Source organism: Albimonas pacifica, from assembly GCF_900113695.1.
GTDB lineage: Bacteria > Pseudomonadota > Alphaproteobacteria > Rhodobacterales > Rhodobacteraceae > Albimonas > Albimonas pacifica.
On sequence record NZ_FOQH01000007.1, the window covers coordinates 1 to 17,857 of the forward strand.

Consider the following 17,857-nt stretch of genomic DNA (forward strand, 5'->3'; position numbering starts at 1 on the left):
AGCGTTCGTTCTGAGCCAGGATCAAACTCTCAGGTTGAAACCGAGCCGAAGCTCAGTCCATCTGACGTCTTGGACCTGCATGTCATTACTTACTGGCGACCAATCCCCAACGCCGAAGCGTCGAAGTTGGCCACGTAGTACCTGCTTCATCGTCCACCAGGAGCGTACCCCCGGCTTCCTCAGCAGGCGACATGCAGACCTCAAACCGTCAGGAATATCCCAACAACCCGAACCGTCCGCACGTCCCTTCCAGAACCCGCAATGTCAAAGAGCCCGGCGACAACCCATCCCCCCGTTCCTTTCGGAACGTCCAGGACGCTCGCGGCTGCCGCTGAACCGTCCGAGAAGCGCAGCCCCTCGTCGGTGAGCGGGTATCTAGGGGGTTTCGGAGAGGGCGTCAACAGCCCCTCGTCAGAAAAGTGTCACGGCCGCCCGTTTCACGCCAAGATGCTGCGTGCGTTGCGTCAATCGCTTCGGCGCCTGCTCAGGAGCCCCCCGAATCCGGGCGTGAACGGCGGTTTTCGAAGCCCTGAAAGGCGAATCCGGGCCTCCAGGCGACGTAAAATCCCGAATATGACGTGGCGGCGCCTCCGCTTGAGGCGCCCGGACGGGCCCTGAAGGCCCGATTCCGCCCCATTCTGACGTTGCGTCGCGACAAAGGTGACGTGGCGGACCCCGCCGAATCCGGTCCGGAAACGAGTCGGGGGCGAGTCGGTCGCCCGACTCGCCCCCGGTTTCCGCCGCCCGAGGCGCGATCAGTGCAGGGTCGCCCCCGCCTCGGCCGAGGCGCCGCGCGCGCGGTCGCCGATCAGCAGGCCGTCGGGACCGCAGCCCACCGGCACCTCCTCGCCGTCGCGGATCGTGCCGGCCAGCAGACGCTCGGCCAGCGGGTCCTGCAGGGCCCTCTGGATCACCCGCTTCAGCGGGCGCGCGCCATAGACCGGGTCGTAGCCGCGATCCGCCAGCCAGGTCCGGGCCTCGGGCGCGAGCTCGAGGTGGATCTTGCGATCCGCCAGCCGCGCCTCCAGCCCCTTGAGCTGGATGGTGACGATGCCGTCCATATGCTCCCGGCTCAGCCGCTCGAAGAGGACGATCTCGTCGAGACGGTTCAGGAACTCCGGCCGGAAGTGCGCGCGCACCGCGCCCATCACCGCGTCCCGCGCATCCGAGGCGGCCGCGCCGTCGGGAAGCGAGGTCAGGAACTCGGCCCCCAGGTTCGAGGTCAGGATCACCAGCGTGTTGCGGAAATCCACCGTGCGGCCCTGGCCGTCGGTCAGCCGACCCTCGTCCAGCACCTGCAGGAGGACGTTGAACACGTCCGGATGCGCCTTCTCGACCTCGTCGAAGAGGACCACCTGGTAGGGACGCCGACGCACCGCCTCGGTCAGGACGCCGCCCTCGTCATAGCCGACGTAGCCCGGCGGGGCGCCGATCAGGCGGCTGACGGCGTGCTTCTCCATGAACTCGGACATGTCGATGCGCACCATCGCCTGGTCGTCGTCGAACAGGAACTCGGCCAGCGCCTTGGTGAGCTCCGTCTTGCCCACGCCGGTCGGGCCGAGGAACAGGAACGAGCCGATCGGCCGGTTGGGGTCGTTCAGACCCGCCCGGGCGCGCCGGACCGCGTTGGAGACGGCGCGCACCGCCTCCTCCTGGCCGACCACGCGGGCGCCGATGACCTCCTCCATCCGCAGGAGCTTGTCGCGCTCGCCCTCCAGCATCTTGTCCACCGGCACGCCGGTCCAGCGGGAGACGACGGCGGCGACGTGCTCGGGCAGCACGGCCTCCTCGACCATGACGTCCTTGGACTCCTGGCTCTCGGCTTCCGCCAGGCGCTTCTCGAGATCCGGGATCACGCCGTAGGCGAGCTCGCCGGCCTTGGCGAGGTCGCCGCGGCGCTTGGCGTTCTCCAGCTCCACCCGGGCGCCGTCCAGCTGCTCCTTCAGGTCGCGCGAGCCCTGCAGCTTGTCGCGCTCCGCCTGCCAGCGGGCGGTCATCGCGGCGGACTGCTCCTGCAGCTGGGCGAGATCCTGGGTGATCTTCGCCAGCCGGTCCTGGGAGGCCTGGTCGGTCTCCTTCTTCAGAGCCTCGGCCTCGATCTGCTTCTGGAGGATGTCGCGGTCGAGCTGGTCGAGCTCCTCGGGCTTGCTGTCCACCTCCATGCGCAGGCGCGAGGCGGCCTCGTCCATCAGGTCGATGGCCTTGTCGGGCAGGAAGCGGTCGGAGATGTAGCGGTTCGACAGCGTCGCCGCCGCCACCAGCGCGGCGTCGGAGATCCGCACGCCGTGGTGCACCTCGTACTTCTCCTTGATGCCGCGCAGGATCGAGATCGCGTCCTCGACCGAGGGCTCGGTCACGAAGACGGGCTGGAAGCGGCGGGCGAGGGCGGCGTCCTTCTCCACATGCTTGCGGTATTCATCCAGCGTGGTGGCGCCGACGCAGTGAAGCTCCCCGCGCGCGAGGGCGGGCTTCAGGAGGTTGGAGGCGTCCATCGCGCCGTCGCCCTTCCCGGCGCCGACCAGCGTGTGCATCTCGTCGATGAACAGGATGATCTCGCCGTCCGAGGAGGTGACCTCGTTCAGCACGCCCTTCAGCCGCTCCTCGAACTCGCCGCGATACTTCGCGCCGGCGATGAGCGAGCCCATGTCGAGGCTGAGCAGCTTCTTGTCCTGCAGGCTCTCGGGCACGTCGCCGTTGACGATGCGCATCGCGAGGCCCTCGGCGATGGCGGTCTTGCCGACGCCGGGCTCGCCGATCAGGACGGGGTTGTTCTTGGTGCGGCGGGAGAGGACCTGCACGCAGCGGCGGATCTCCTCGTCGCGGCCGATGACCGGGTCGATCTTGCCCTCGCGGGCCGCCTCGGTCAGGTCGCGGGCGTATTTCTTGAGGGCCTCGAACTGGTCCTCGGCGCCGGCGCTGTCGGCGGTGCGTCCCTTGCGCATGTCCTCGATGGCCTTGTTGAGGGCCTGGGCGGTGACGCCGCCGTCGGCCAGCGCCTTGGAGGCGTCGGATTTCTGGATGGCGAGCGCGGTCAGCAGGCGCTCGACGGTGACGAAGCTGTCGGAGGCCTTCTTGGCCAGCTGCTCGGCCTGGTCGACCACCTGGGCGAAGGACTGGTCGAGATAGACCTGCCCGCCCTGCACCTTGGGCAGCTTGGCGACCGAGAGGTCGTTCGCCGCGCGCACCTTCTGCGCGTCGCCGCCCGCGCGCCCGATCAGGGCGGTGGCGAAGCCCTGGTCGTCGTCGAGCAGGGCCTTGAGAAGGTGGTCGGGGGTGAGCCGCTGATGGCTCTCGCGCATCGCGATGGTCTGGGCCGCCTGGACGAACCCGCGTGCGCGGTCGGTGAACTTTTCCAAGTTCATGCTCGCTCTCCTTTCAGCGCCGCGTCAGGGCGCCCTCGGAGAGGCCCGCCCGGCCCGGCCTGTGATATGGATCGGACCGCCCGCAAGGCACGCCCCGATTTCGGTTTCGATATGGGCGGCGCCGGGGGGCCTCACAAGACCTTGAGCTTGCGGTTTCGCGCCGGCGCGCGTATCGCCGGGGAACCCCGTCAGACCGATGATCCAAGGAGCCGCGCCATGTCCGTCGCCCCCTTCCCCGCGCGCAAACCCGCGACCGGCGCGGACCCGCGCGACCGCCTGATCGTAGCGCTCGACGTGTCCGACGGGGCGACCGCCATGCAGCTCGCCGAGCGGCTGGGCGAGAACGTGACCTTCTACAAGATCGGGCTGGGAATGCTGACCACCGGCGGGCTGGCGGCGGCGATGGAGCTCAAGGACCAGGGCAAGCGCGTGTTCCTGGACATGAAGCTCTTCGACATCCCCGCCACGATCGAGCACGCGGTGAGGCGGCTGGCGGCCTTCGACCTCGATTTCCTGACCGTGCATGGCGACCCCAGCGTGGTGAAGGCCGCCGCCGCCGGCGCCGCGGGCACGGGGATGAAGATCCTGGGCGTCACGGTGCTGACCTCGTCCGACCGCGGCGACCTCGACGCGGCGCTGATCCGGGCGGGCGACGTCTCCGAGCTGGTGGCCGAGCGCGCGGCCCGGGCCTGGGAGGCGGGGGCCGACGGGGTCATCGCCTCGGCCCAGGAGGCGGCGGCGCTGCGGGCCCTGCCCGAGAGCATGGGAAAACTGATCGTGACGCCGGGAATCCGGCCGGCGGGGGCGTCGGTCGACGACCAGAAGCGGATCTCGACGCCGGGCGCGGCGGTCGGCGCGGGGGCGGATCATATCGTCGTCGGCCGGCCCGTGTGGCAGGCGAGCGACCCGGCCGCGGCCGCGCGCGCCATCCAGGCGGAACTGCCCTGAGGCGAGCGGAGCCTCGCGAGACGGGGCTCGCTCGGGGCTGCGCTTCGCGCGGAAGGCCGCTCCGGACTCACCAGGGAACAAGGCCGCGCCTGTTCCCCGGATCCGTCCATCGCTGAAGATGCCTGAGCGACTCGGCCGGAGGGGTCAAGGACAAGCCGCGCTTTGCGCGGTCGCTTCGCGATCCTTGACCCCTCCGGCCGAGTCGCTCTGATCGGCATCAGCGATGGACGGCTCCGGGGAACAGGCGCTCCGCGGGCGTGGTCGGCGTCGCGCCGGGCGCTCAGCCGGCCAGGGCGGCCTGGAATTCGCGCCATTCGCCCGCAGACATGCCGCTGTTCTCCTGGGTGACCGTCTCTCCGGCCAGCATCCGGCGCAGGCAGGACATCGCCGAGGAGGAGAACTGCACGGCCCCGAGGCGGTATTCCTCGAAGGCCTCGTAGGCCGCGGGGACCCAGGCCTTGGCGATCTCGCACATCGCGTCCGCGTAGACGCGGATCTCGTACTGCGCGTGCGGGTCGGCGCGCAGGCGCAGGAAGTGGAAGAGGTTGTGCAGGTCGATCTTCCAGTACCACTGCGTGTAGACGTTCGAGGTCAGGTTCATCCGCGCGAGCTCGCGCGCGAGGCCGGCGCGGCCCTCGTCCGCCGGCGCGCCGTCCGGCCCCTCGTTCAGCATCCACTGGTAGTTGTCGTAGCCGCGGGTCGAATCCTCGCGCAGCAGGCGCAGCACCGTCTCAGCCTCCTCCCCCTGCAGGACCGAGCCGCGGCCCTGGCGGTTGGACCGGCTCTGGGCGGCGAGCTGCTCGGGCTGGGGGATGTAGAACTCCCGGTCCAGGATCGAGTAGCGGGCGGAGTATTCGTTCACGTTCGCGGTGCGGTGACGGATCCACTGGCGGGCCACGAAGATCGGCAGCTTCACGTGCAGCTTGATCTCGCACATCTCGAACGGCGTGGAGTGCCAGTGGCGCATCAGGTAGCGGATCAGCCCGCGGTCGTCGCGCGCCTTGCGGGTGCCGGCGCCGTAGCTGACGCGCGCCGCCTGGACGATGGCCGCGTCGTCGCCCATGTAGTCGACCACCCGCACGAAGCCGTGGTCCAGCACCGGGATCGCGGAATAGAGCAGCGCCTCGATCCCCTCGGACACCGGGCGCAGCGTCGGGCGGGTTTCGGCCCGCGCGGCGTCGATTTCGGCCTGTTGTTCCGGGCTGAGCGTCATAAGTTGTCCCCGAGGCATAACGAGCGGCGCTCGGCGCGAGCCGAGTCGCAACCATCCATATCTGGTGCCCAAGACAGAAGGAACCCCCAGATGCAGATCAAATACCTCCACACCATGGTCCGCGTTAAGGATATAGAAGCCTCGAAGGCGTTCTACTGCGACCTGCTGGGCCTGACGGAGGTGCGCCGCATCGACAACGAGGCCGGCAAGTTCACCCTCGTGTTCCTGGCCGCCCCGGGGCAGGAGGACGTCGCGGTCGAACTGACCTACAACTGGGGATCGGACGAGGATTACGGCTCCGGCCGCAACTTCGGCCACCTCGCCTACGAGGTCGAGGACATCTACGCCATGTGCGAGAAACTGCAGGCCGCCGGCGTGACCATCAACCGCCCCCCGCGCGAGGGTCGGATGGCCTTCGTCAAAAGCCCCGACGGCGTCTCCATCGAGCTGCTGCAGATGGGCGACGCCAAGCCGGTCCAGGAGCCCTGGGCCAGCATGGAGAACACCGGAACCTGGTGACCTGCCGATGACATGCGCGCCCCTTCGCCTCGCCGCCCTCCGCCCCGTCGCCAGACGGGGGACGCCGCTCGGCCGCGGACCCGGGCGGGCGAGGCGAAGAAGGGGCGCCGCGGCGCTCGCGGCGCTCGCCGCGGGCGCCTGGATGTTCGGGGCGGGGCCGGCCTCGGCCGCGTGCGCGCTGGGGCTGGCGCTGGCGCTGGACGTCTCCTCCTCGGTGGACGAGGGGGAATATGCGCTGCAGTCCCAGGGCCTCGCCGACGCGCTGGAGGATCCGGACGTCAAGGAGGCGCTGCTCGACCCCGGCACGGGGGAGGTGCGGATCGCCGTCTACGAATGGTCCGGGCGCTGGCAGCACGCGCTGGTCGCCGACTGGCGGCCGATGACCAGCCCGCAGGCCATCGACGCGCTGGCGGCCCGGGTGCGGACCGCGGCGCGCAGCCACTCCGACTATCCCACCGCGCTCGGCCACGCGATCGGCTTCGCCGCCCGCCTGCTGGAGGACGTGCGGGATTGCGAGCGGCGGGTGCTCGACGTCTCCGGCGACGGCGCCAACAACGACGGCTACGAGCCGACGACCGCCTATTCCAGCTTCCCGATGGACGACGTGACGGTGAACGCGCTGGTCGTCGGCGGCGTCGCCCGCCCGCAGCTGGTGCGCTATTTCGAGACGATGGTGATCCGCGGCGTCGGCGCCTTCACCGAGGTCGCCGAGGACTACGGCGACTACGCCCGCGCCATGAAGCGCAAGCTGCTGCGCGAGATCCGCCCCCCCATGGCGATCGGCGCGCTGGAAGCCCCGACGCCCGAGATGCAACCGCCCGGCTGAGGCGGAACAAGAGACCCGAGGGAGAGCCCATGCAGGACGCGCCCCCCGCGCCCGACGCCCCGCCGCGGACCGGCGAGTCCTTTCATCTCCACGGACTGCACGTGGACCTGCACGGCCCGCGGGAGGAGACGCAGGCGCCGCCCCTCCTCCTGATCCACGGCTTCATGGCGAGCCGCGCCCAGTGGCATGGCAACGTCGAGCGCCTCTCGCGCCGGCGCCGGGTGGCGGTGGTGGAGCTGCTGGGCCACGGCCGCGCCCACGCCCCCGCCGACCCCGAGGCCTATACGATCCCGCGCTACGTCGAGACGCTGGAGGCGCTGCGCGAACGGCTGGGCGTGCGCCGCTGGCATGTCTGCGGGCAGAGCCTGGGGGCCGGGATCTCGGTCGCCTACGTGCTGGCGAAGCCCGGGGCGGCGATCGCGCAGGCCTTCACCAACTCCGGCGCGGTGATGACCCGCCCCGACGACGCGGCGAAGGTGCGGGAGCGGCGCGCGACCGCCGCCCAGATCCGCGCCGGCGGCCGCGCGAAGCTGCCGGAGGCGCGCGTCCATCCCGCCCGGGCCACCCGCTACCCGCCCGAGACCAAGGCCCGGCTGATGGCCGACGCCGCGCTGCTGGACCCCGAGGCGATGGCCCGCGCCATGGAGATCACCGTGGCCGGAACCGCCGCCATGCACCGGCTGCACGAGCTGCGCCTGCCCACGCTGCTGATCAACGGCCGCTGGGAGAAGCGCTTCCAGGCCCACCTGCCCGCGCTCCGCGCCGGCATCCCGCACCTGGAGGTGGTGGACCTGGAGGGCGGCCACTCGATCAACGCCGAGCAGCCGGAGGGGTTCGACAACGCCCTCGAGGCGTTCCTCGACCGTCACCCGGGGCCCTGATGCGGCTCGGCGACGACGACCTCGCCCGCCTGCGCGCGGCCCTGGCCGGCCGGCCGCCCGGAGAGTTCCACCTGCCCGAGATCTGGGGCGAGGACTGGGGCCGGCTGTGGATCGGGGAGCGGGTGCAGGCGGGCCACGCCTTCCTCGACGCGGTGCGCGCCGGGCGGCTGGCGGGGGTCGAGGACACGGGGCGCAAGGCCGGGGGCGGGCGGGTCTACGCCTGGCGGGGCGGGTAGCGCCCCCCTCCCGCGGCGCGCGGCCGGCCGGCGGCGGGAGGCCCCGGGTCGAGCCCGGGGCGCCTGCGGGGCCGGCCGGGCCGCCGGAAAGACCCGTCGTCGCGCCGGCCCCATATCTCGCGGTTTTTGCGCTGCACCCGTCCAGATGCGGGCCATGCCGCCACGCCGCCCATTGAATTCCCGCCCCGGCGCGCGCGATACTGCGCGCTCAACGAACACGAACCGAGCAGGACCCCCGCCATGGCCGAGCCCGCGCGCAAGACCGCCGGCAAGACTGCGGGCGAAGATCTCTTCGCCTCCAACGACGCCGCCGAGTCCTACGACGCCTCCTCGATCGAGGTGCTCGAGGGGCTGGAGCCGGTCCGCAAGCGCCCCGGCATGTATGTGGGCGGCACCGACGAGCGCGCGCTGCACCACCTGGTCGCCGAGGTGCTGGACAACTCGATGGACGAGGCGGTGGCCGGCCACGCCTCCCGGATCGAGATGGAGCTCGCCGCCGACGGGACCTGCACCATCCGCGACAACGGCCGCGGCATCCCCGTTGACCCCCACCCCCGCTTCCCCGACAAGTCGGCGCTGGAGGTGATCCTGTGCACGCTCCACGCCGGCGGCAAGTTCGGCGGCAAGGCCTACCAGACCTCGGGCGGTCTGCACGGGGTGGGCATCTCGGTGGTGAACGCGCTGTCGGACGCGGTGACGGTCGAGGTGGCGCGCAACAAGATCCTGTGGCGGCAGTCCTTCTCGAAGGGCAAGCCGCTGGGCCCGGTGGAGCAGGCCGGCCAGGCCCCCAACCGCCGCGGCACCACCGTCAGCTTCCACCCGGACCCCGAGATCTTCGGCCCCCGCGCCATGCTGAAACCGGCGCGGCTGATGAAGATGGCGCGCTCGAAGGCCTATCTGTTCTCCGGCGTCGAGATCCGCTGGAAATGCGATCCCGCCCTGCTGAAGGACGGCGACGACACGCCGGCGGAGGCCACGTTCCACTTCCCCGGCGGCCTCGCCGACTACCTCGCCGAAAGCCTCGCGGGCGCGCCCTGCTGCGCCGACCAGCCTTTCGCGGGCAAGGTGGATTTCGTCGAGAAATACGGCGCGGACACCGCCGGCTCCGTCGAATGGGCGGTGAACTGGACGCCGGCGCGCGACGGCTTCGTCTCCTCCTACTGCAACACGGTCCCCACGCCCGAGGGCGGCACCCATGAGCAGGGCTTCTGGGCCGCCGTGCTCAAGGGCCTGCGCGCCTATGGCGAGCTCGCCTCGGTGAAGAAGGCCGCGATGCTGACGCGCGAGGACGTGCAGGGCGCCGCCTGCGCGATGATCTCGATCTTCATCCGGGAACCCGAGTTCGTCGGCCAGACCAAGGACCGCCTCGCCACCACCGAAGCGGCCCGCCTCGCCGAGGGCGCCGTGCGCGACCGCTTCGACACCTGGCTCGCCGCCGACCCCAAGCGGGCCGGCGCGATCCTCGACTTCGCCCTGCTGCGCGCCGAGGAGCGCGTGCGCCGCCGGCAGGAGAAGGAGACGCAGCGCAAGACCGCCACCAAGAAGCTGCGCCTTCCGGGCAAGCTCGCGGACTGTTCCGACAGCGCGCGCAACAACTCCGAGATCTTCCTGGTGGAGGGCGACAGCGCGGGCGGCTCGGCCAAGCAGGCGCGCAACCGCAAGACCCAGGCCGTGCTGCCGCTGCGGGGCAAGATCCTCAACGTGGCCAACGCCTCCGTCGAGAAGCTGGCCCAGAACCAGGAGCTCCAGGACCTCTGCCAGGCGCTCGGCGTCAACCCGGGCTCGCGCTTCAACCTCGAGGATCTGCGCTACGAGCGGGTCATCATCATGACCGACGCCGACGTCGACGGCGCGCATATCGCGTCTCTGCTGATGACCTTCTTCTTCCGCCAGATGCGCCCGCTGGTCGATGCGGGCAGGCTGTTCCTGGCCGCGCCGCCCCTCTACCGGATGACGCAGGGTGGCCGCACCCTCTACGCCCGCGACGACGCCCACCGCGAGGAGCTGATCGAGACGGTCTTCTCCAAGGGCCGCGGCAAGGTCGAGGTCGGCCGCTTCAAGGGCCTGGGCGAGATGATGCCGCGGCAGCTGAAGGAGACCACGATGGACCCGACCACCCGGACCCTGATCCGGGTGACCATCGACGAGGACGAGCCCGGCGAGCAGGGCGAGACCTCGGCCCTGGTGGAACGCCTGATGGGCCGCAAGGCCGAGCTGCGCTTCCAGTTCATCCAGGAGAACGCCCGCTTCGCGGAAGACCTGGATGTCTGATCCCCGCCCCGCCCCGCGCCGCCGGCGGCGCAGGCTGGCCGCCGCGCTGCTGGCGACGGCGGCGATGGGCGGGGCGACGGCGGCCTGCGACGGCGAATCGGGCGACGTCGCGGTGTTCGGCATCGAGCTGAGCCCGGAATACGACCCCTCGCTGCTCCGCCCCGGGCGGGTGGCGGTCGAGGCGCACAACGCGCCCCTGCCCGAAATGACCCCCGCCGAGGTGGCGGGCCTGTTCCGCCTCCCCGAGGGCCTGCCCGAGGCGCTGGACCTGCCGGCCGTCGCGCCCGGCGGCTGGGCGCGCTCGGAGCACGGGCGCCTGCTCCGGCTCGCGATCGTGTTCAACGCCGACCCGCCGCCCGAGGGGAACGCGCTCTGCGCCGCCGAGGCGCCGATCGCCGCGCCCCCGCCGCTCGACGACCGATACGAGGCGATGCTGGCCCTGTGCCTGCGCGACCAGGCGCTGGCCGAGGGGCGGATCCGCGCCCGTCGCTCGGGCGCGCTCGATGCGGAATGGGCGGCGCAGACCCTGGCCGAGCTGCTGGCCGCCGTGCTGCGCCCCGACGGCGCCGCGCCCGAGACGCCGGGCGGCGCATCCCCCCGGCCTCCGCAGGAAGGAGATCCCGACGATGCCCCGACGTGAGGCCCGCACCCTGGCGCCCGTCGCCCTCGCCGCGCTGCTGGCCCTGGCCGGCTGCGCCGGACAGCCCGGCGCGGAGGGCTACACCTCGGTCACCACGCCGATGCACGACACCGCCTACGACCCGCGGCAGATCTTCAACGGCGTGCCGATGCCGCTCGAGGTGCACGGGACCCCGCCGGACGGCGCCTCGCCCGCGCAGGTCGCCGCCGGCATGACCCTGCCCGCGCGCTTCGGCTCCAGCCCCTTCGAGCTGGGCGAGAACCTGCGCGAGGAGACGCGGGTGGTGATCGCCTTCGCCCCGGCCAACAGGCTCGACGGCTGCCGGGGCCCGGCCTCGACCGGGGCCGGGCGCGCCGACGGGGCGCTGGAGGCGCTGATCGCCTACTGCCGCGGCCGGCGCGAGCTGAGCTCGGTCCTGGTGCGCAGCACCGCCACCCGCGGACCCGGCGACGCCGGCTTCGCGAAGGCGATGAACCAGGCCTTCCTCACCCTGCTGCCCAACCGCGGCCCCGACGAGCAGGGCGAGCGCCGCCGCCGCCGCTGAGCCCCGCCACCTCCCCCGACGGGCGGCGGCGCCCGGTCGAGACCCGGCAAGGCGTGGCGAATTGCCACTGTAGAGTTGCCGTAGGGGCGAAACCGACCGATCATCTCCCCGGACCGTGCCGTCGGCGAGCGCGAAGACCCATTCGCCCGCCGCGCCCCTTCCTCGGCCTGGTCGCACAGGGTCGCCGCTCGGCGACCTCCTGAGGGATCAGGTCGTCCCGAAGGCGGCTTCAACTCGCCAATACCCGCAGGGCGTCGGCCGGGCGCCCCGACGTGCACGCATGATCGACCCGAAGCGAAATCCAGGCGCGCGCCGCGACGGGGGACCCGCCCAGCCGGCTCCGCCCCCGCGCCCGGCGCGCCTCCGCGCCCCCGAGGCGCGGTCATGAGCGACGGCGCCGGCATCGGCGACGTGGGAGACGGCGGCGGCGGCGGCGGCGGGCGCGCGCTCGCCCAGGCGGCCGCGGCTCTGCTGGGGGCGCGGGCCGTGCGCTGGCGGCGGCTGCCGGGGGGCGACCTCAGCCGCGTGGTGTTCGCCGAGCTCGACGACGGACGCGAGATCGTGGCCAAGACCGGCCCCGCCCCCCCGACCGAGGCGCGGATGCTCGACGCCCTGCGCGCCGCCGGCGCGCCGACGCCGCGGGTGCTCGCCGCTTCCGCGGCGGTGCTGGCGCTGGAGAGCCTGCCGGAGTCGGGCGCCATCTCCGCCGCCGGCTGGCGGGAGCTGGGCGAGATCCTGCGCCGGGTGCACGAGACGCCCGGCCCCGCCTACGGCTGGCCCGAGCCCTACGCCTTCGGCGACGTCGCGATCCCCGGCAACGCCGACCCCGCGCTCGACTGGCCGGGGTTCTGGGGGGAGCTGCGGCTGCTCTCGGAGGTCGACCGCCTGCCCGCCGCCCTCGCCCGGCGGCTGGAGCGGCTGGCCGCCGACCTGCCCAACCGCCTGCCCGCCCGTCCCCTGCCCGGCCTGCGCCACGGCGACCTGTGGAGCGGCAACCTGCTGATCCACGGCGGCCGGCCGGTCGGGCTGGTCGACCCCGCCTGCGCCTATGGCGACGGCGAGGCGGACCTGGCGATGCTGACCCTGTTCGGCGCCCCCGGCCCCAGCTTCGTCGAGGGCTACGGCCCGCTGGAGCCCGGCGCCGCGGCGCGCCGGCCGATCTACCAGCTCTGGCCCGCCATCGTGCACCTGCGCCTGTTCGGCGGCGGCTACCGCGGCCTGGTCGAGGGGCTGCTCGACCAGGCGGGCGCCTAGCGCATCCGCCGCTTGATCGCGCGCATCAGCAGCCAGACCCCCGCGAAGACCGCGAGCGCGAGGCCGGAGAAGAGCCACCCCTTCTCCACCCCCGCGGCGCTCGCGGCCGGGGTCAGCAGGTAGCCCAGCAGGCTGACCGCGTAATAGGCGATGGCCACCACCGACAGCCCCTCGACCGTGTGCTGCAGGCGCAGCTGCAGGTCCGCCCGCCGGTCCATCGAGGCGAGCAGCGCCTGGTTCTGGGCGGATCGCTCGACGTCCACCCGGGTGCGCAGCAGCTCGGCGGCGCGGGCGGCGCGGCCGGCCATCTGCTCGATCCGGCGGTCGGCGGAATGGGCGGTGCGCATGGCCGGGTCGAAGCGGCGCTGCATGAATTCGCCGAACGTCTGGCGGCCGCGGAAGCGATCCTCGCGCAGCGCCTCGATGCGCTGGGCCACGATCGCCTCGTAGGCCCAGGTGGCGCCGAAACGAAACGAGTGGCGGGCGGCCAGCGCCTCCAGCTCCGCCGAGATGCCCAGCAGGTCGTGCAGCGTCTCCTCGGCGCCCTTGCCGTCCTGGGACATCGAGGCGACCAGCGCCGACAGCCGCGGATCCAGCGCGTTCAGCGTCGCCGTCAGCTCCCGCGCCCGGGCGAGGCCGAGCATGGCCATGGCGCGGTAGATCTCGATCTCGACGACCTGATGGACGATGCGGCCCACCCGCCGCTCGCCCACCCCTTCGCGCACGAAGACCGCGACGCGCATGAAGCCGGCGGGGTCGAGACGAAAGTCGCTCGCCACCGCCGCGTCCCCGCCCAGCGCCCAGGAGACGGCGAGGCTGTCGGGGCTGAGCCAGTCCTCGAGCCGCGCGACCACGCCCGCCTCGCCGTCCTCGGGCAGCGCCTCGACGCGCACCTGCACGGCGGCGATGCGCCGGCCGGGGGCGGCCTCCTGCCAGGCGGTCGGAAAGACCTCGGCGTCGGCGGGGTCGAAGGCGCGGGCGGAGGGGCCGTCGGTGAAGGCGGCGTAGGTGACGAACTCGGTATGGCTCTCCCATTTCAGGGTGGCGCGGCCCATCTGCGTCGTGAAATGCCCCACCCCGTCGGCCGGCGACTGGCCGCCCTGGGCCGCCACCAGCGCGCGCAGCTGGGCGATGTCGCCCGCCCGGTCGCGCTGCGCCGCGTCCGCCGGCGGCAGCAGCGCCAGATACACGGCCCGGCAGGGCGCGCGCAGCGTCGGGAACGGGCGCGCGTGCAGCTCGTTCACCATCTCCTGGCGTCTCGGGTGATCCTCGGCCATCGCTGCCTCCGGTCGGCTCGCACTCTCGCGCAATAATCTTGCGCAAACGCCGCTGCGCAATGAGGCGAATTGCGCGCACCTGCTGCCGCTTCCCCGCGGAGCCAGCCGGCGCTAGGGTCTGGGCCGAGGAGGATCGCCATGGCCAGCGCGACGCCCAAGGGCCCGGAGCCGGTCGCCGGCGGACTGACGGACGCGGCCTGGATGGACGTGCTCCACGCCGTCGACCGCACCTACGCCGAACTCGTCGACTACCAGGAGCAGCTCGAGCGCCAGAACGCCGAGACCGCGATGCTGCGCCGGTTCATGGAATCGGTGCTGGGCTCCGTCTCCGACGCGCTGATCGTGGTGGACCGCCAGGGCCGGGTGGAGGAGGCGAGCCGCTCGCTCTCCGTCCTGCTGGGCCGCGAGCGGGCCGAGACCCTGGGCCGGCCCCTCGCCGACCTGCTGCCGCAGGCGAGCCGCGCCCCGCTGGCGGAGGTGGTCGAGCGGGTGATCGCCGCCCGCCGCCCCGACACGGCGGAGGCGGACCTGCTGACCTCGGACGGGCCCGCGCCCTTCGAATTCTCGGTCACCCCGCGCCTCGACGAGCGCGGCCGCGGCGTCGGCGCGGTGCTGACCGGCCGCCCGCTGGGCGAGCTGCGCCGGGCCTATGCGGAGCTGGAGGAGTCCCACCGCCAGATGCAGCTCACCCAGGCCCACCTGGTGCGCTCGGAGAAGCTGGCGTCGCTCGGCCGCCTGCTGGCCGGGGTGGCGCATGAGCTCAACAACCCCATCAGCTTCGTCTACGCCAACGCCCATGCCCTGGAAAAATACGCCACCCGCTTCGAGACCTATTTCGAGCGCGTGCAGGCCGGCGCCGGGCGCGAGGAGCTGATCGCGCTGCGCGCCGAACTCAGGCTCGACCGGGAGCTGCGCAACCTGCGCTCCGCCATCCAGGGCGCGCGCGACGGGGCCGAGCGGGTGCGCGACATCGTGGCGGACCTGCGCCGCCTGTCGGCCGACGGAGCCGGCGAGCGCACGCTCTTCGACCTCGCCGACACCGCGCGCACCGCCGTCGCCTGGGTCGAGCGCGGCGTGCGCCCGGGCGCGGCCGCGGTGTTCGAGGCCGACGGGCCGGTCCCGGCGCTCGGCCGCGCCGGCCACATCCAGCAGGTGGTGATGAACCTCGTGCAGAACGCCTTCGACGCGGCCGGCTCGGGCGCGGTGCGGGTGCGCGTCCGCGCCGAGGGCGACCGCGCGGTCCTCGAGGTCTCCGACGACGGCCCCGGCGTGCCCGCGGAGCTCCAGCACGCCATCTTCGACCCGTTCTTCACCACCAAGGCGGTGGGCAAGGGCACGGGCCTCGGCCTCGCGATCTCCGCCAAGATCGCCGAGGAGCATGGGGGGCGCCTGTCGCTGGAGCCGTCCGAGCATGGCGCCCGCTTCCGCCTCGACCTGCCCGCCCGCGCCGACGTCGCCGGAGACGCCCCATGAACCTCCTCTGGCTCCAGTCCGCCGGCTGCGGCGGCTGCACCATGTCGCTGCTCTGCGCCGAGGGGCCCAACGCGCTGGAGCTGCTGGAGGGGGCGGGGATCGACCTTCTCTGGCACCCCACCGTCAGCCAGGCCTCCGGCCACGAGGTGCGCGAGCTGCTCGCGAAGATCCTGGCCGAAGACGTCCCGCTGGACCTCCTCTGCGTCGAGGGCGCCATTCCGCGGGGGCCGCGGGGCACCGGGCGCTATCACATGCTGGCGGGCACCGGCCGGCCGATGCTGGACTGGGTGCGCGACCTCTCGGCCGTCGCCCGCCACGTGGTGGCCGTGGGGACCTGCGCGACCTACGGGGGCATGACCACGGCGGGCGAGAACCCCTCCGACTCCGCCGGGCTGCAATACGAGGGGCGCCTGAGGGGCGGCATTCTGCCCGCCGATTTCCGCGGCCGCGGCGGCCTGCCGGTGATCAACGTCGCCGGCTGCCCCACCCATCCCGACTGGGTGACCGAGACCCTGCTGATGCTGGCCCAGGACGCGCTGGGCGAGGCCGACCTCGACGCCCTCGCCCGCCCCCTGTTCTATGCCGAGCACCTGGTCCACCACGGCTGCTCGCGCAACGAGTTCTACGAATACAAGGCCAGCGCCGAGCGGCTCTCCGACCTCGGCTGCATGATGGAGCATCTGGGCTGCGTCGGCACCCAGGCCGTGGGCGACTGCAACATCCGCCCCTGGAACGGGCTGGGCTCCTGCACCTCCGGCGGCTATCCCTGCATCGCCTGCACCGCGCCGGAGTTCGAGGAACCCCGCCACGCCTTCACCGAGACCCCGAAAGTGGCCGGCATCCCCGTCGGCCTGCCCTCGGACATGCCGAAAGCCTGGTTCATGGCGCTGGCCTCGCTCTCCAAGGCCGCGACGCCGAAGCGGATCGCCGCCAACGCCACCGCCGACCGCATCGCCGTGCCGCCGACCCTGCGGGGCCGCAAGCCGTGACCACGCTGCTCGCCGGACCGTTCAACCGGGTCGAGGGCGACCTGGAGATATGGCTCGACATCGCCGACGGCCGGGTGACGGCGGCCCGGGTGAACTCGCCCCTCTACCGCGGGTTCGAGCGGATGCTGATCGGCAAGGACCCGCGCGACGCGCTGACCATCACGCCGCGGATCTGCGGGATCTGCTCGATCAGCCAGTCCGCCGCCGCCGCCCTGGCGCTGGCGGATCTGGCGGGGGCCGAGCCCGCCCCGATGGGCGCCCAGGCCGCCCGCCTGCTGCACGCGGTCGAGAACGTCTCCGACCACCTGACCCATTTCAACGTCTTCTTCATGCCGGACTTCGCCCGGCCCGACTACGACGCCCGCCCCTGGCATCCGCGAGCGGTCGAGCGCTTCACGGCCGCCCAGGGGGGGGCCGTGCGCGCGGCGATCGAGGCCCGCGCCCGCCTCATCCACATCGTCGGCCTGCTGGGCGGCAAGTGGCCCCACACGCTCGCCATCCAGCCCGGCGGCGTCACCCGCGCGCCGACGCTGCGCGACCGCATCCGCATCGAGGCCGACCTGCGCGCCTTCCGCCGATACCTCGAAACCCAGCTCTTCGGCGCCGAGATCGAGGCTTTCGCCGCCCTCTCCACGCCGGACGAGCTTGCCGACTGGTCCACCGGCGACGCCGCCCTGTTCCTGGAGATCGCCGAGGATCTGGCGCTGGCCGACCTCGGCCGCGGCGGGGGCCGGTTCCTCTCCTTCGGCGCCTACCCCGGCCCCGACGGCCCGGCCTTCGCCCGCGGAACCTGGACGCCCGAGGGTCCGGCCCCCCTGGACCCCTCCCGGATCGTCGAGGACGTGTCCCACGCCTGGATGCTCGGCCCCGCCGCCCACCCCTCCGCCGGCGAGACCACCCCCGACGAGGAGATGCGCGCCTCCGCCTATTCCTGGTGCAAGGCCCCCCGCCTCGCCGGCCGGCCCTACGAGACCGGCGCCCTCGCCCGCCAGGCCGTCCACGGCCACCCGCTGGCCCGCGCCCTCGCGGCCCAAGGCGGAGACGTCCACGCCCGCGTCGCCGGCCGCCTGCTGGAGATCGCCCTCACCCAGCTGCTGATGGAGGACTGGGCCCGCCGCCTCGACCCCGCCGCCCCCTGCATGCGCGCCGTCCGCCTGCCGGACGAGGGCGAGGGCGCGGGCCTTCTCGAGGCCGCCCGCGGCGCGCTCGGCCACTGGATCCGCGTCGAGGGCGGCCGCATCGCCGGCTACCAGATCGTCGCCCCGACCACCTGGAATTTCTCGCCGCGCGACGCCTCCGGCGCCCCCGGCCCCTGCGAGGCCGCCCTCGTCGGCGCCCCGGCGCCCGCGGACCAGCCCACGCCGCTCGCCGTCCAGCACGTGGTCCGCAGCTTCGACCCCTGCATGGTCTGCACGGTCCACTAG

The 17,857-nt window shown here is 72.9% G+C and carries 15 protein-coding genes; 12 read left to right on the top strand and 3 right to left on the bottom strand.

Annotated features, from left to right (window positions below; genetic code table 11):
• Positions 1-755 precede the first annotated feature (755 nt).
• Positions 756-3,362, bottom strand: coding sequence for an ATP-dependent chaperone ClpB (clpB, locus tag BM064_RS15420; protein ID WP_092860872.1), 2,607 nt, complete (start codon positions 3,360-3,362; stop codon positions 756-758).
• A 216-nt stretch (positions 3,363-3,578) separates the two neighbouring features.
• Between clpB and pyrF the strand changes: the two genes are divergently transcribed.
• Positions 3,579-4,310 (top strand): orotidine-5'-phosphate decarboxylase, encoded by a 732-nt coding sequence (gene pyrF / locus BM064_RS15425; RefSeq protein ID WP_177236280.1) that lies wholly within the window; start codon positions 3,579-3,581, stop codon positions 4,308-4,310.
• 280 nt (positions 4,311-4,590) lie between these two features.
• Here the strand turns inward: pyrF and thyX are convergent, their stop codons facing one another.
• Positions 4,591-5,523 carry an FAD-dependent thymidylate synthase gene (gene thyX, locus BM064_RS15430; protein ID WP_092860876.1) on the bottom strand — a complete coding sequence of 311 codons (933 nt, stop codon included), beginning with the start codon at positions 5,521-5,523 and terminating at the stop codon, positions 4,591-4,593.
• A gap of 90 nt (positions 5,524-5,613) precedes the next feature.
• Between thyX and BM064_RS15435 the strand changes: the two genes are divergently transcribed.
• The 8 genes from BM064_RS15435 (at position 5,614) to BM064_RS15470 (ending at position 12,694) form a co-directional block, all read left to right on the top strand.
• On the top strand, positions 5,614-6,042 hold the full coding sequence (locus BM064_RS15435) for a VOC family protein (RefSeq protein WP_218161054.1): 429 nt from the start codon (positions 5,614-5,616) through the stop codon (positions 6,040-6,042).
• A gap of 142 nt (positions 6,043-6,184) precedes the next feature.
• Positions 6,185-6,868 (top strand): DUF1194 domain-containing protein, encoded by a 684-nt coding sequence (locus BM064_RS15440; protein ID WP_092860878.1) that lies wholly within the window; start codon positions 6,185-6,187, stop codon positions 6,866-6,868.
• A 29-nt stretch (positions 6,869-6,897) separates the two neighbouring features.
• The gene (locus tag BM064_RS15445) at positions 6,898-7,749 is read left to right on the top strand and encodes an alpha/beta fold hydrolase (RefSeq protein ID WP_092860880.1); all 852 of its coding nucleotides are present in this window, start codon (positions 6,898-6,900) and stop codon (positions 7,747-7,749) included.
• Positions 7,749-7,985, top strand: coding sequence for a DUF1413 domain-containing protein (locus tag BM064_RS15450; protein WP_092860882.1), 237 nt, complete (start codon positions 7,749-7,751; stop codon positions 7,983-7,985). Before BM064_RS15445 ends, BM064_RS15450 begins: the two co-directional genes overlap by 1 nt.
• Before the next feature lie 240 nt (positions 7,986-8,225).
• Positions 8,226-10,256: a DNA topoisomerase IV subunit B gene (gene parE / locus BM064_RS15455; RefSeq protein ID WP_092860884.1), complete on the top strand. Its 2,031-nt coding sequence runs from the start codon at positions 8,226-8,228 to the stop codon at positions 10,254-10,256.
• Entirely contained in the window at positions 10,249-10,896 is a 648-nt protein-coding gene (locus BM064_RS15460) for a hypothetical protein (RefSeq protein ID WP_092860886.1), read from the top strand. The genes parE and BM064_RS15460 overlap by 8 nt, the downstream gene beginning before the upstream one ends.
• Positions 10,883-11,440: a hypothetical protein gene (locus BM064_RS15465; RefSeq protein WP_092860888.1), complete on the top strand. Its 558-nt coding sequence runs from the start codon at positions 10,883-10,885 to the stop codon at positions 11,438-11,440. The genes BM064_RS15460 and BM064_RS15465 overlap by 14 nt, the downstream gene beginning before the upstream one ends.
• Before the next feature lie 384 nt (positions 11,441-11,824).
• A complete protein-coding gene (locus tag BM064_RS15470) occupies positions 11,825-12,694 on the top strand; it encodes a fructosamine kinase family protein (RefSeq protein WP_092860890.1) in 870 nt (289 codons plus the stop codon).
• Here the strand turns inward: BM064_RS15470 and BM064_RS15475 are convergent.
• On the bottom strand, positions 12,691-13,971 hold the full coding sequence (locus BM064_RS15475) for a DUF3422 family protein (protein ID WP_092860892.1): 1,281 nt from the start codon (positions 13,969-13,971) through the stop codon (positions 12,691-12,693). The two genes, BM064_RS15470 and BM064_RS15475, sit on opposite strands and share 4 nt — an antisense overlap.
• A gap of 138 nt (positions 13,972-14,109) precedes the next feature.
• Here BM064_RS15475 and BM064_RS15480 point away from each other — a divergent pair, with 138 nt between their 5' ends.
• From BM064_RS15480 to BM064_RS15490, 3 genes are read left to right on the top strand one after another with little or no spacing between them, the layout of a single operon-like run.
• Entirely contained in the window at positions 14,110-15,444 is a 1,335-nt protein-coding gene (locus BM064_RS15480; RefSeq protein WP_092860894.1) for a sensor histidine kinase, read from the top strand.
• On the top strand, positions 15,441-16,433 hold the full coding sequence (locus tag BM064_RS15485) for an NADH-quinone oxidoreductase subunit B family protein (RefSeq protein ID WP_092860896.1): 993 nt from the start codon (positions 15,441-15,443) through the stop codon (positions 16,431-16,433). The genes BM064_RS15480 and BM064_RS15485 overlap by 4 nt, the downstream gene beginning before the upstream one ends.
• A complete protein-coding gene (locus BM064_RS15490; RefSeq protein ID WP_092860898.1) occupies positions 16,430-17,857 on the top strand; it encodes a nickel-dependent hydrogenase large subunit in 1,428 nt (475 codons plus the stop codon). The genes BM064_RS15485 and BM064_RS15490 overlap by 4 nt, the downstream gene beginning before the upstream one ends.

Excerpts from the sequence above, each read along its gene's own strand:
- clpB (WP_092860872.1), bottom strand. The coding sequence starts at position 3,362 with ATGAACTTGGAAAAGTTCACCGACCGCGCACGCGGGTTCGTCCAGGCG.
- pyrF (WP_177236280.1), top strand. The coding sequence starts at position 3,579 with ATGTCCGTCGCCCCCTTCCCCGCGCGCAAACCCGCGACCGGCGCGGAC.
- thyX (WP_092860876.1), bottom strand. The coding sequence starts at position 5,523 with ATGACGCTCAGCCCGGAACAACAGGCCGAAATCGACGCCGCGCGGGCC.
- BM064_RS15435 (WP_218161054.1), top strand. The coding sequence starts at position 5,614 with ATGCAGATCAAATACCTCCACACCATGGTCCGCGTTAAGGATATAGAA.
- BM064_RS15440 (WP_092860878.1), top strand. The coding sequence starts at position 6,185 with ATGTTCGGGGCGGGGCCGGCCTCGGCCGCGTGCGCGCTGGGGCTGGCG.
- BM064_RS15445 (WP_092860880.1), top strand. The coding sequence starts at position 6,898 with ATGCAGGACGCGCCCCCCGCGCCCGACGCCCCGCCGCGGACCGGCGAG.
- BM064_RS15450 (WP_092860882.1), top strand. The coding sequence starts at position 7,749 with ATGCGGCTCGGCGACGACGACCTCGCCCGCCTGCGCGCGGCCCTGGCC.
- parE (WP_092860884.1), top strand. The coding sequence starts at position 8,226 with ATGGCCGAGCCCGCGCGCAAGACCGCCGGCAAGACTGCGGGCGAAGAT.
- BM064_RS15460 (WP_092860886.1), top strand. The coding sequence starts at position 10,249 with ATGTCTGATCCCCGCCCCGCCCCGCGCCGCCGGCGGCGCAGGCTGGCC.
- BM064_RS15465 (WP_092860888.1), top strand. The coding sequence starts at position 10,883 with ATGCCCCGACGTGAGGCCCGCACCCTGGCGCCCGTCGCCCTCGCCGCG.
- BM064_RS15470 (WP_092860890.1), top strand. The coding sequence starts at position 11,825 with ATGAGCGACGGCGCCGGCATCGGCGACGTGGGAGACGGCGGCGGCGGC.
- BM064_RS15475 (WP_092860892.1), bottom strand. The coding sequence starts at position 13,971 with ATGGCCGAGGATCACCCGAGACGCCAGGAGATGGTGAACGAGCTGCAC.
- BM064_RS15480 (WP_092860894.1), top strand. The coding sequence starts at position 14,110 with ATGGCCAGCGCGACGCCCAAGGGCCCGGAGCCGGTCGCCGGCGGACTG.
- BM064_RS15485 (WP_092860896.1), top strand. The coding sequence starts at position 15,441 with ATGAACCTCCTCTGGCTCCAGTCCGCCGGCTGCGGCGGCTGCACCATG.